At 50.9% G+C, this 12701-nt stretch carries 15 protein-coding genes and 1 other annotated feature; of the genes, 5 read left to right on the top strand and 10 right to left on the bottom strand.

Translation table 11 applies throughout. The annotated features are described in order from the left end of the window. Nucleotides 1-68 precede the first annotated feature (68 nt). The 8 genes from ihfA to thrS form a co-directional block, all read right to left on the bottom strand. Nucleotides 69-368 carry an integration host factor subunit alpha gene (gene ihfA / locus HVY19_RS09170; protein ID WP_001229265.1) on the bottom strand — a complete coding sequence of 100 codons (300 nt, stop codon included), beginning with the start codon at nt 366-368 and terminating at the stop codon, nt 69-71. Between the two features lie 4 nt (nt 369-372). Further along, on the bottom strand, nt 373-2760 hold the full coding sequence (gene pheT / locus HVY19_RS09165) for a phenylalanine--tRNA ligase subunit beta (RefSeq protein ID WP_181683992.1): 2388 nt from the start codon (nt 2758-2760) through the stop codon (nt 373-375). 14 nt (nt 2761-2774) lie between these two features. Continuing rightward, nucleotides 2775-3758 carry a phenylalanine--tRNA ligase subunit alpha gene (pheS, locus tag HVY19_RS09160; protein WP_181683991.1) on the bottom strand — a complete coding sequence of 328 codons (984 nt, stop codon included), beginning with the start codon at nt 3756-3758 and terminating at the stop codon, nt 2775-2777. Nucleotides 3759-3992: 234 nt separating this feature from the next. Beyond that, nucleotides 3993-4116, bottom strand: a sequence feature (Phe leader region). Next, nucleotides 4067-4111 carry a pheST operon leader peptide PheM gene (gene pheM, locus HVY19_RS09155; RefSeq protein WP_181684249.1) on the bottom strand — a complete coding sequence of 15 codons (45 nt, stop codon included), beginning with the start codon at nt 4109-4111 and terminating at the stop codon, nt 4067-4069. It overlaps the preceding feature by 45 nt. Nucleotides 4117-4234: 118 nt before the next feature. After that, nucleotides 4235-4591 (bottom strand): 50S ribosomal protein L20, encoded by a 357-nt coding sequence (gene rplT, locus HVY19_RS09150; protein WP_000124850.1) that lies wholly within the window; start codon nt 4589-4591, stop codon nt 4235-4237. 50 nt (nt 4592-4641) lie between these two features. After that, complete coding sequence (gene rpmI, locus HVY19_RS09145) at nt 4642-4839, bottom strand: 50S ribosomal protein L35 (protein ID WP_003030583.1); 198 nt, start codon at nt 4837-4839, stop codon at nt 4642-4644. 96 nt (nt 4840-4935) lie between these two features. Next, nucleotides 4936-5478, bottom strand: coding sequence for a translation initiation factor IF-3 (infC, locus tag HVY19_RS09140; RefSeq protein ID WP_181684248.1), 543 nt, complete (start codon nt 5476-5478; stop codon nt 4936-4938). A gap of 3 nt (nt 5479-5481) precedes the next feature. Next, nucleotides 5482-7410: a threonine--tRNA ligase gene (thrS, locus tag HVY19_RS09135; RefSeq protein ID WP_181683990.1), complete on the bottom strand. Its 1929-nt coding sequence runs from the start codon at nt 7408-7410 to the stop codon at nt 5482-5484. A gap of 301 nt (nt 7411-7711) precedes the next feature. On the opposite strand from thrS, the gene yniD reads away from it, so the two are divergent. Then, a complete protein-coding gene (yniD, locus tag HVY19_RS09130; RefSeq protein WP_181683989.1) occupies nt 7712-7819 on the top strand; it encodes a small membrane protein YniD in 108 nt (35 codons plus the stop codon). 58 nt (nt 7820-7877) lie between these two features. Here the strand turns inward: yniD and HVY19_RS09125 are convergent, their stop codons facing one another. Then, on the bottom strand, nt 7878-8636 hold the full coding sequence (locus HVY19_RS09125) for a YdiY family protein (RefSeq protein WP_181683988.1): 759 nt from the start codon (nt 8634-8636) through the stop codon (nt 7878-7880). A 286-nt stretch (nt 8637-8922) separates the two neighbouring features. On the opposite strand from HVY19_RS09125, the gene pfkB reads away from it, so the two are divergent. The 3 genes from pfkB to HVY19_RS09110 all read left to right on the top strand — a co-directional run bounded on the left by pfkB (nt 8923) and on the right by HVY19_RS09110 (nt 11215). Next, nucleotides 8923-9855, top strand: a complete 933-nt coding sequence (gene pfkB, locus HVY19_RS09120; protein ID WP_181683987.1) for a 6-phosphofructokinase II — start codon at nt 8923-8925, stop codon at nt 9853-9855. 102 nt (nt 9856-9957) lie between these two features. Continuing rightward, nucleotides 9958-10248 (top strand): type V toxin-antitoxin system endoribonuclease antitoxin GhoS, encoded by a 291-nt coding sequence (gene ghoS / locus HVY19_RS09115; protein WP_181683986.1) that lies wholly within the window; start codon nt 9958-9960, stop codon nt 10246-10248. A gap of 106 nt (nt 10249-10354) precedes the next feature. Further along, a complete protein-coding gene (locus HVY19_RS09110; protein WP_181683985.1) occupies nt 10355-11215 on the top strand; it encodes a fructosamine kinase family protein in 861 nt (286 codons plus the stop codon). 96 nt (nt 11216-11311) lie between these two features. Here the strand turns inward: HVY19_RS09110 and HVY19_RS09105 are convergent, their stop codons facing one another. Next, nucleotides 11312-11848 carry a YniB family protein gene (locus HVY19_RS09105; protein ID WP_181683984.1) on the bottom strand — a complete coding sequence of 179 codons (537 nt, stop codon included), beginning with the start codon at nt 11846-11848 and terminating at the stop codon, nt 11312-11314. A 148-nt stretch (nt 11849-11996) separates the two neighbouring features. On the opposite strand from HVY19_RS09105, the gene hxpB reads away from it, so the two are divergent. Beyond that, the gene (hxpB, locus tag HVY19_RS09100; RefSeq protein ID WP_181683983.1) at nt 11997-12665 is read left to right on the top strand and encodes a hexitol phosphatase HxpB; all 669 of its coding nucleotides are present in this window, start codon (nt 11997-11999) and stop codon (nt 12663-12665) included. The last annotated feature ends 36 nt before the right edge of the window (nt 12666-12701 follow it).

Raw genomic sequence — 12701 nt, 5'->3', positions numbered from 1 at the left:
ATTTTACGGTGAGTCGCGGATGCTGCAAAGAAAAAAGGCCGCTAAGCGGCCTTTTTAGTTAGATCTGATTACTCATCTTTGGGCGAAGCGTTTTCGACCCGACTTTTTAACTTCTGTCCGGGTCTGAAGGTCACTACGCGCCGTGCTGTAATGGGAATATCCTCGCCCGTTTTCGGGTTACGTCCCGGGCGTTGATTCTTATCACGCAGATCGAAGTTACCAAAACCAGAGAGTTTTACCTGCTCACCGTTTTCCAGAGCGCGACGGATCTCTTCGAAAAACAGTTCGACCAGTTCTTTGGCATCCCGCTTGCTAAGCCCAAGCTTATCAAACAGATATTCTGACATTTCAGCTTTTGTAAGCGCCATAGGTTCAATCCCTCAATGATGCCTGGAATCGCTCTTTTAATGCCTCTACACATTTGGCAACGGTAGCGGCAATCTCCTCTTCTTCGAGTGTACGGCTGGTATCCTGAAGGATCAGGCTAATGGCGAGGCTCTTATACCCCTCCGCAACACCCTTACCACGGTACACGTCAAATAAGTTTACGCCAACTACCTGATTTACGCCAACTTTCTTACATTCGGATAAAATATCAGCAGCGGGAACGTTTTCAGCAACAACCACAGCGATGTCACGACGGTTTGCCGGGAAGCGTGAAATCTCGCGCGCCTGAGGTACGACGCGGTCTGCAAGCTTGTTCCACTCCACTTCAAACACCAGCGTACGACCGTTCAGGTCCAGCTTACGTTCCAGTTCCGGATGAACAACACCAATGAAACCAATGCGTTCCCCATGCAGATAAATGGCCGCAGACTGCCCTGGATGTAATGCCGGGTTCGCTTCCGCTTTGAACTGGACGTCATTAAGCTTACCGGTAAGATCAAGTACAGCTTCCAGATCGCCTTTCAAATCATAGAAATCAACGGTCTCTTTTGCCAGGTCCCAGTGTTCATCGTAACGGTTGCCACAAATCACACCTGCCAGCATCAGATCCTGACGAATGCCCAGATTCGCCTGGGTATCCGGAACAAAGCGCAGCCCACTTTCAAAAATGCGCACACGGCTCTGCTGACGGTTCTGGTTATACACCACCGTTGCCAGCAGCCCGGTCCACAGGGAAAGACGCATTGCCGACATTTCAACGGAAATTGGGCTTGGCAGCAGCAGCGCCTCTTCACCCGGGTGAATCAGTTGCTGAACTTTTGGGTCAACAAAGCTATAGGTAATAACTTCCTGGTAGCCTTTGTCATTGAGCATGGTTTTCACGCGTTTCAGCGACAGGTTCGCTTCACGATGCGAGCCCATAATCAGCCCTGCCTGAACCGGCTCGTCAGGAATGTTGTTGTAGCCATAAACGCGAGCCACTTCTTCAACCAGGTCTTCTTCAATTTCCATGTCGAAACGCCAGCTTGGCGCAACGGCTTTCCATTCATCCTGGCCTTCGGTAACTTCGCAGCCCAGGCGACGCAGAATATCGCTGACCTGATCATCAGCAATATGATGACCAATCAGGCGATCCAGCTTACTGCGGCGCAACGTAATGGTAGCTCTCTTCGGCAACGTGGCTTCGTTAGTCACATCGATAATCGGACCGGCTTCACCGCCACAGATATCGATTAGCAGACGCGTTGCACGCTCCATCGCTTTGTATTGCAGCGCTGGATCGACACCACGCTCGTAGCGGTGAGATGCATCGGTATGCAAGCCATGACGACGCGCACGGCCGGTAATCGACAGCGGGCTAAAGAATGCACATTCCAGCAGCACGTTCTGGGTTTCATCGCTCACGCCAGAATGTTCGCCACCAAAGATGCCGCCCATGGCCAGCGCTTTGTTATGGTCGGCAATCACCAGCGTATCGGCGTTCAGCTTCGCTTCAGTACCGTCCAGCAGTACCAGCGTTTCGCCTTCTTTCGCCATACGGACGACAATGCCGCCTTCAATGCGGTCTTTGTCAAAGGCGTGCATTGGCTGACCCAGTTCGAGCAGCACATAGTTGGTGACGTCAACCACAGCATCAATAGAACGAATTCCACAGCGACGCAGTTTTTCTTTCATCCACAGCGGCGTTGGCGCTTTCACGTTGATGCCTTTCACCACACGACCCAGGTAGCGCGGGCAAGCGTCTGCGGCTTCAACGTTAATCGGCAGGACATCGCTCACCGTTGCCGCAACTGGGGCCATTTCTGGCTCAACCAGCGGCGCTTTGTTCAGCACAGCAACATCACGGGCAACGCCAATAATGCCTAAGCAGTCGGCACGGTTTGGCGTGACGCTGATCTCGATGGTGTTATCATCCAGCTTCAGATATTCGCGGATGTCAGTGCCGATTGGCGCATCCGCTGGCAGCTCGATGATTCCGCTGTGATCGTCAGAAATACCCAGCTCAGAGAAAGAGCACAGCATGCCTTCAGACGGTTCGCCGCGCAGTTTAGCGGCCTTGATTTTGAAATCACCCGGCAGAACGGCACCGATGGTAGCAACCGCCACCTTCAATCCCTGACGGCAGTTTGGCGCGCCGCAGACGATGTCGAGCAGGCGCTCGCCGCCGACGTTAACTTTCGTCACGCGCAGTTTGTCCGCATTCGGGTGCTGGCCGCATTCAACCACTTCCCCCACGACCACACCGTGAAACTCACCAGCGACCGGTTCGACACCGTCAACTTCCAGACCTGCCATGGTGATTTGGTTCGACAACGCATCGCTGTCAATTGCCGGGTTAACCCACTCGCGTAACCACAGTTCACTGAATTTCATTATTTATCCTGCCTTTATTTAAACTGTTTGAGGAAACGCAGATCGTTTTCGAAGAATGAACGTAAATCCGTTACGCCGTAACGCAGCATGGTCAGACGTTCCATACCCATCCCAAACGCAAAGCCAGAATAGATTTCAGGATCGATACCCACATTGCGCAGTACATTCGGATGCACCATTCCACAGCCCAGCACTTCCAGCCATTTGCCGTTTTTACCCATAACGTCAACTTCAGCAGACGGTTCGGTGAACGGGAAGTAAGACGGGCGGAAACGAATTTGCAGGTCTTCTTCAAAGAAATTACGCAGGAAGTCGTGCAGCGTGCCCTTCAGGTTGGTGAAGCTGATGTTGGTGTCAACGATCAAACCTTCCATCTGATGGAACATCGGGGTGTGGGTCTGGTCGTAATCGTTACGATACACGCGACCCGGCGCAATGATGCGAATCGGCGGCTGTTGCTCTTTCATGGTACGGATTTGCACTCCAGACGTCTGAGTACGCAACAGACGGGTTGCGTCGAACCAGAAGGTGTCGTGATCCGCACGTGCTGGATGGTGGCCCGGAATGTTCAGCGCATCGAAGTTGTGATAGTCATCTTCGATTTCCGGGCCTGTCGCCACGGTAAAGCCCAGTTCGCCAAAGAAGCTTTCAATGCGGTCAATGGTGCGGGTGACCGGGTGCAGACCGCCATTTTCAATACGACGTCCTGGCAGGGAAATATCCAGCGTTTCTGCGGCGAGACGGGCATTCAGTGCGGCATTTTCGAGATCCGCTTTACGCGCATTCAGTGCTTGCTGTACCTGTTCTTTAGCTTCATTGATGACCGCGCCGGCTGCGGGGCGCTCTTCCGCTGGCAGCTCACGCAGGGTCGTCATCTGAAGGGTCAAGTGCCCTTTTTTGCCCAAATATTCGACGCGTACATTGTCTAACGCGGCAACATCTGACGCCTGGTTAATGGCTGCCTTCGCACTGGCAACCAGCTCTGCGAGATGTGACATGGTTTTCCTCATTATGTGGCGATATTCATAAGTCGCTCGGGTATACGCAAAATCATTCAGGTTGTATCAAGGCGGCAAGAGAGCGACAAATTCGTCTGGAACGAATTTGAACAGCCTGGGCTGCCTTCGTTGAGGGACACGGATGTCCCTCATTAATCCTCAGGAGCGTACATCAGTACGTGACTGGGGTGAGCGAATGCAACCAACACAGAGACAACCTGAAGGATGACGCGTATAAAAAAAGCCTCCACCAGGGAGGCTTTATGCGCTGTTTTTCGTTTCTTCTTTCACGCGCTAGCCTCCTGGACTCAGGTGCTAAAGTAAAAAAAGAAGCGGAAAATAGCAGCATACATGCTTGCGTTACCTTACAGGGTAAAAACAAAGAACCTTTATTGAAAAGGGTTACCGATAAATTGTCAACATTTTGACGGCACTACAATAAAAGAGAGGGAGCCAGGCTCCCTCTTTTCACTGGCTTAAGCCAGAGCTGCTTTCGCTTTTTCAACCAGAGCGGTGAACGCTACTTTGTCGAATACTGCGATGTCAGCCAGGATCTTACGGTCGATTTCAACAGAGGCTTTTTTCAGGCCGTTGATGAATTTGCTGTAAGAAATACCGTTCTGACGTGCTGCTGCGTTGATACGCGCAATCCACAGTTGACGGAACTGACGCTTACGTTGACGACGGTCACGGTAAGCATACTGACCTGCTTTGATAACTGCCTGGAAGGCAACGCGGTATACGCGAGAACGCGCACCGTAGTAGCCTTTGGCTTGTTTCAAAATTTTCTTGTGACGTGCACGAGCAATTACACCACGTTTTACGCGAGCCATGTGAGCTCTCCTGTATCTATATTCTTAGTAAAAAATTAAACGCTAACGGCTTATGCGTACGGCAGGCACGCGATTACCAGGCCCAGATCGCCTTTAGAAACAAGGCCTTTTGGACGCAGGTGACGTTTACGTTTAGTAGATTTTTTGGTCAGAATATGACGCAGGTTTGCGTGCTTACGCTTAAATCCACCACCACCGGTTTTTTTGAAGCGCTTAGCAGCACCGCGTACGGTCTTAATTTTTGGCATCTTAATAACTTCCACTTCGCATTGTTAATAAACGAAACATAGGCGAACAAAACCTGTGAAGCCCAAAGGCTCCACAGGCAATGCTACTTGAAGGCCTTACTGTTTCTTCTTAGGAGCAAGCACCATGATCATCTGGCGGCCTTCGATCTTCGTCGGGAAGGATTCGACCACTGCCAGATCAACCAGATCTTCTTTCACGCGATTAAGCACTTCCATACCGATCTGTTGGTGGGCCATTTCACGACCGCGAAAACGCAGCGTGATCTTGGCCTTATCGCCCTCTTCGAGAAAGCGAATCAGGCTGCGGAGTTTTACCTGATAGTCGCCTTCATCTGTACCAGGACGGAATTTAATTTCCTTAACCTGGATAACTTTTTGCTTTTTCTTCTGTTCCTTAGAAGACTTACTCTTTTCATAAAGGAACTTGCCGTAGTCCATAATACGACAAACTGGCGGTTCGGCGTTAGGGCTGATTTCAACTAAATCTACTCCAGCTTCTTCAGCCTTTTCGATTGCTTCTCTCAGACTCACAATACCCAGCTGCTCACCTTCCAGACCCGTTAAGCGAACTTCCTGGGCGCGAATCTCGCCATTGATACGATTCGGACGTGCCGTTTGAACTCGTTTTCCGCCTTTAATACCTTATTCCTCCAGTTGTTGAAGACTGCGGCTGCGAATCTCTTGTTGCAGCTTCTCGATCACTTCGTTTACGTCCAGACTGCCCAGGTCTTTACCACGGCGGGTGCGAACGGCAACTTTGCCAGCTTCCACCTCTTTATCACCGCAGACCAACATATAAGGGACACGACGTAACGTGTGCTCGCGGATTTTAAAGCCTATCTTCTCATTTCTCAAGTCTGCTTTTACACGAATGCCCGCATTTTGTAGTTTCTGCGTCAATTCGTTAACGTATTCAGACTGTGAATCGGTAATGTTCATGACCACGACCTGAACCGGCGCAAGCCAGGTTGGGAAGAAGCCAGCAAACTCTTCAGTCAGGATACCAATAAAGCGTTCCATAGACCCAAGAATTGCGCGGTGAATCATAACCGGTACCTGACGCTCGTTGTTTTCGCCCACATAAGAGGCGCTCAGACGAGACGGCAGCGAGAAGTCCAGCTGTACAGTACCGCACTGCCATGCACGATCGAGGCAGTCATACAGGGTAAATTCAATTTTCGGACCGTAGAACGCGCCTTCACCCAGTTGATATTCAAATGGGATATTATTTTCTTCCAGCGCGACGGCTAAGTCCGCCTCAGCACGATCCCACATTTCATCGCTGCCGATACGTTTTTCGGGGCGAGTGGAAAGTTTGACGACGATCTTCTCGAAGCCAAACGTGCTGTACATATCGTAGACCATACGGATACATGCGTTAACTTCATCGCGGATTTGCTCTTCTGTACAGAAGATATGCGCATCATCCTGAGTGAAGCCACGAACACGCATCAAGCCATGCAGCGCGCCTGACGGCTCGTTACGATGGCAGCTACCGAATTCCGCCATACGCAGCGGCAGATCGCGGTAGGATTTCAGGCCCTGATTGAAGATCTGCACGTGACCCGGGCAGTTCATCGGCTTGATGCAGTATTCACGGTTCTCAGACGAGGTCGTAAACATCGCATCTTTGTAGTTTTCCCAGTGCCCGGTTTTTTCCCAGAGCACGCGGTCCATCATGAAGGGGCCTTTCACTTCCTGATACTGGTACTCTTTGAGCTTGGAACGCACAAAGACTTCCAGTTCACGGAAGATAGTCCACCCGTCATTGTGCCAGAACACCATGCCCGGCGCTTCTTCCTGCATGTGGTACAGGTCAAGCTGCTTACCGATTTTACGGTGGTCACGCTTCGCCGCTTCTTCCAGGCGTTGCAAATAAGCATTTAGCGCTTTTTTATCCGCCCACGCCGTGCCGTAAATACGCTGCAACATCTTATTGTCGCTGTCGCCGCGCCAGTATGCGCCTGCGGTTTTCATCAGTTTGAAGTGATGGCAGAAGCGCATATTCGGTACGTGCGGTCCACGGCACATATCAATATATTCTTCATGATGATACAAGCCAGGCTTATCATCATGAGCAATGTTTTCATCAAGAATAGAAACCTTATAGGTCTCGCCGCGCTTCACGAACGTTTCACGCGCTTCGTGCCAGCTGACTTTTTTCTTAATGACGTCGTAATTCTTTTCAGCGAGCTCGTGCATCCGCTTCTCGAGCGCGTCGACATCTTCCTGGGTCAGTGTACGGTCAAGGTCAACATCATAATAAAAACCATTGTCGACAACCGGGCCAATCGCCATTTTGGTATTTGGCCAGAGCTGTTTGATCGCATGCCCTAATAGGTGTGCGCAGGAGTGACGAATAATCTCCAGCCCTTCTTCATCTTTTGCGGTGATTATTGACAGGGTCGCATCGTGCTCAATCAGGTCGGAAGCATCAACCAGCTCACCGTTAACACGGCCAGCGATGGTGGCTTTCGCCAGACCAGGACCAATGTCCAGAGCAACATCCATGGGGCTTACAGCGTGGTCGTAATGGCGTTGACTGCCATCAGGAAGAGTAATAACAGGCATGTTATGTCCTTATTTGCAGTGGTGACCCATACGCAAGATCACATACAAAGTTTCAATATTTAAAATTACCAAAAAGTAATAGGCTGATTCCCGCTTCACTCTGCGAAATATATCACTGGCCATCGTGTGATGACGCCGGACCTACACCTGCCTTTTGGTAAAACCGTCTGACAGTGTACACGGCATTCACTGAGGATCAAAGCCGCAAACTGCAAACGTGTATTAACGTAAATCATTACACTGAATGACCCGGGGTTTTGTTAAACTCGTAATAATTATCCGAAACACACAGGAAACCGCGATGCCGACAAATCGCTTTGCCAAAAAACACTGGAAGATGGTAGTGGTGCTGCTTGCCATCTGCGGAGCAATGCTGATGTTGCGCTGGGCAGCGATGATTTGGGGATAGGTCTGGCAAGAGTATATATTTTGATGACGCCAGGCCGGATAAGCGACCTGGCTTGCAATTACATCTTATAGCCCAGTGAAACCGTGGTGCGGCGATCGGTATGTTCCGGTGCCGTCGCAGGCGGTTCAGAGTTCCAGGTCACGTTATAAGCGACTTTCAAACCAAAATGTTCGTTGATATCAACATTAAGAGCCGTCTCGGAATTGACGGTGGTATCTTCAGCGCCAAAGACGGACACGCCCTGGTTAAATTTGGTGTTGTCAGTCAGCTGCCATGCGTAAGCCCCTGATGCATAACCCAGCGGCTGCGTTTCGTGTGTGCCGTCAGTGCGCTCGTCATAACGAACGCCAGGACCAAATTCAAAACGGAAGCTGTGCACCGGTCCGTTAAGGAACTGACGACCATAACCCGCCGTCGCCGTATCGCGCTCGTGATAACCGTTGTAGCGATCCGTCAGCCAACTCGCCTGACCGAACAGGTAATCGTAATCGGTCATGTTATAACGACTACGACCGCCGACCGCATATTTCTCCGAAGAGCGTTCGTCATTAGAAGAGGTATTGCTGGCATTTCCCCACAGCGACCATGCGGTGGCTTGCCCGTACCAGGTCATCGTCGAATCTGCGGTTAAGGAAGAACTTTTCGTGTTGCCTGACTGCGCCAGATAACCTGCGTTAAGGTTACCTTCGAAGGGCTTTTTCGCACTTGAGGGATCATCCATGACAGTAAAAACGGAATCATCGGCGGCTGCATACATTGACGCAAACACGCCCCCCGCCAGCAGAACTGCAGCGGGAACTGTCTTTAAGAGCTTCATTTATTAAGAGTCCGTACAACAAAAAAAGAGACCTTGATGGTCCCGGAAACTTTCTGCGGGATCAAAGACTAACGACCCAGGAAAGGTAACAAATTATAAAAAGGCTCGAATAACATAGCAATCAATTATTATTTCATTTTTTGAATAAGAGCGTTCTCAAAACAATAAAAAGTATATATATACTTAACGCAATTTAAATTAATAATATCCAATAAATCAGTTTGTTAATTACTTCACTTTCTGTTTATTCAGTGCCAGACTGAAGTTAGCCTAACAGGAGGTAAAGATGGTACGTATCTATACGTTAACACTTGCGCCCTCTCTCGATAGCGCAACAATCACCCCGCAAATCTATCCCGAAGGGAAATTGCGCTGCACCGCCCCGGTTTTTGAGCCGGGCGGCGGCGGTATTAATGTCGCTCGTGCAATTGCCCATCTCGGCGGTAAGGCAACGGCAATATTTCCTGTCGGTGGCGCGACGGGTGAACACCTGGTCTCCCTGCTTGCCGATGAAAATGTTCCGGTATCCACGGTTGAAGCAAAAGACTGGACCCGCCAGAATCTACACGTTCATGTCGAAGCGAGCGGTGAGCAGTATCGCTTTGTCATGCCTGGCGCCGCGCTGGATGATGACGAATTTCGCCAACTGGAAGAACAGGTTCTAGAAATTGAATCTGGCGCTATTCTGGTCATCAGCGGCAGCCTGCCACCCGGCGTGAAGGTCGAAAAATTAACCCAACTGATTACCGCCGCGCAGCACCAGGGCATTCGCTGCATTATCGACAGCTCCGGCGAGGCGCTTACCGCAGCTTTAGCCATTGGTAATATCGAACTGGTAAAACCAAACCAGAAAGAGCTCAGCGTACTTGTGAATCGTGAACTGACTCAGCCTGATGACGTGCGCAATGCGGCGCAAGAACTGGTCCGCAGCGGTAAAGCGCTTCGCGTGGTGGTTTCGCTCGGGCCTCAGGGGGCACTGGGCGTGGATAGCGAAACCTGTGTACAGGTGGTTCCGCCTCCGGTGAAAAGCCAGAGCACAGTAGGCGCAGGTGACAGCATGGTCGGCGCGATGACCCTCAAGCTTGCGGAAGGTGCCTCGCTGGAAGATATGGTTCGCTTCGGCGTCGCGGCAGGTAGCGCAGCAACCATTAACCAAGGCACGCGCCTGTGCTCCCACGAAGATACCCAAAAAATCTACGCTTACTTGTCCCAACAGTAACTTGCGCCCCCTTCTGTCGGAGGGGGAATTAACCCACAAAGCTGTCAGCATCAGGTTTCACCGTCTATTCTGAAAACTCATGAGTTTACAGAGAGGTGTAAAATGGCCAGTGGAGAAATCACCCGATATGTCGTATCCGTAAAATTTCACGAGCATTCATTAACTGAAATAAACGAGCTTAATAATCATCTCGCGCGCGCCGGTTTTGTTCTCACCCTCACGGATGATGACGGTCATGTGCATGAACTGGGAACGAACACGTTTGCGTTCATCAGCGCGCAGAGCGAAGATGAGGTCAAGGCGCTGGCGGCCGGACTGGCTGAAAGTGCTTTAGGTCAGGAACCAGACGTCACCGTGGTCACCTGGGAGACGTGGCAGAAAGACAGGCAATAAATGTCTTTTTTAGGATAACTCATCCACGATGTGCGTTAGTTCGTGTTTTTTAACTACATATTTGCGCTAACCTTATGATCTGGCAGACAACATGGGGAGAGACATCATGTGGCAGGCTATCAGTCGTCTTTTAAGCGAGCAATTGGGCGAAGGCGAAATCGAACTGCGTAACGAACTGCCTGGCGGAGAGATCCATGCCGCATGGCACTTGCGCTATGCCGGACGCGATTTCTTCGTTAAATGTGATGAAAGGGAACTCCTCCCTGGCTTCACGGCAGAAGCCGATCAGCTGGAACTGTTATCACGCAGCCGTACCGTCAACGTCCCCAAAGTCTGGGCGGTGGGGGCAGATCGAGATTACAGTTTTCTGGTGATGGATTTCCTCCCTCCCCGTCCGTTGGATGCGCATAACGCCTTCATTCTGGGTCAGCAACTGGCCCACCTGCATGGCTGGAGCGATCAGCCCCAGTTCGGGCTGGATTTCGATAACGCACTTTCCACCACGCCACAGCCGAATGCCTGGCAACGACGCTGGTCGACATTTTTTGCCGAACAGCGTATCGGCTGGCAACTGGAGCTTGCAGCAGAGAAAGGGATTGCCTTCGGTAATATTGACGCGATTGTTGAGCATGTCCAGCAGCGCCTTTCTTCACATCAACCGCAGCCGTCTTTGCTGCACGGTGATTTGTGGTCCGGAAACTGCGCATTAGGACCGGACGGCCCTTATCTTTTTGATCCCGCCTGTTATTGGGGAGACCGAGAGTGTGATCTGGCGATGCTGCCGCTGCATGCTGAGCAGCCCCCGCAGATTTATGACGGCTACCAGTCCGTCTCTCCGTTGCCCAATGATTTTCTCGAGAGACAACCCATCTATCAGCTGTACACGCTGCTTAACCGGGCAAGATTGTTTGGTGGACAGCATCTGGTGATTGCACAGAAAGCGATGGACAGGCTGTTGGCGGTATAACGATAGTGCCCGATGGCGCTAAGCTCATCGGGCATGCGGAACCGTTTGAATTGTTGGCCGGATAAGCCGCGAATTGCCTTCCGGCCACGGGTTCGCTTACACAAACCCCAGCAAAGAGAAGAACACGTAGCCAATAATGAGGGTAATCACCGGCAAAATGTAGAGAGGAAAGATCTGCAACAACAGCGTGTGATGTGGAACAATCACCCTCGCTTCGAGTGCCTCACGTGACAACCCTTCGCTGCCTTTCGCTTTTTCCAGAATCAGTTGGTCTTCAATGCCCTCACGCAAAAAACGCGCCTGACGACTCATTCTTGCCCCTGAATCCTGCATCGCCAGCCCGACAAAAATCAAAATGAAGATTATCCAGAACAAAATGTTCAGGCTATTTTGAAAATCCGGCGTCGGCGAGTTGTACCAGAAGATGTTCAAAAACGGCGTGTTGACCCGCATCATGTCGATCATCACATGCGTAAAATCGAGCATGACCGCATTAATTCCCTCCTGTTTTTCACTATGCGCATACATAAATTTCAAAACAGAAATGAGCGTGGAGAGTAGCGCGGGGATAAAAATCACCCAACCAAAAATCCTTTTTAATATTGCTATGCGTCCAGCTTGTTGATACGTCATGAGTTCCCCTTGATAAAGACGCGTCGTTTTGGCTTAAGTCTATCTGCTGATAACCGTTTTCGCCCGATCTTTAAAGGCGCTATGATACCCTCTATTTTATTCTGAATGCCGAATACCTTACATTTTAATGCTCAAAAGAGAGGTGGTAATGTCAACTCCGCGTCAAATTCTTGCTGCAATTTTTGATATGGACGGGCTGCTGATTGATTCAGAACCGTTGTGGGAACGTGCTGAACTGGATGTGCTGGCAAGTGTAGGCGTAGATATCTCCCGTCGCCACGAACTCCCGGATACACTGGGTCTGCGTATCGATATGGTTGTGGATTTGTGGTTCGCGCAACAGCCCTGGAACGGACCGAGCCGGCAGGAGATCGTTGATCGTGTTATTACCCGTGCGATCTCCCTCGTTGAAGAGACCCGCCCGCTGTTACCCGGCGTGCGTGAAGCCGTTGCGTTGTGTAAAGCACAGGGATTGAAGGTTGGCCTGGCCTCGGCCTCTCCGTTACATATGCTGGAGAAAGTGTTGACCATGTTTGATCTGCGCGACAGCTTTGATGCCCTCGCCTCGGCGGAGAAACTCCCGTACAGCAAACCGCATCCTCAGGTTTATCTGGACTGCGCGGCTAAACTGGGCGTTGACCCGTTAACCTGTGTGGCACTGGAGGACTCGGTAAATGGCATGATCGCCTCTAAAGCGGCACGGATGCGTTCCATTGTCGTCCCGGCAGAAGACGTCCGCCACGATCCGCGATTTGCCCTCGCCAACGTGAAACTCAACTCGTTGACCGAATTGACCCTCGCTGATCTTCTGGGCTAAACCGCCATGGGCAATGGCAGCATTGCCCATCATTTA

This window comes from Citrobacter sp. RHB25-C09, from assembly GCF_013836145.1.
GTDB lineage: Bacteria > Pseudomonadota > Gammaproteobacteria > Enterobacterales > Enterobacteriaceae > Citrobacter_A.
This window is presented reverse-complemented; position numbering and strand designations above follow the sequence as displayed.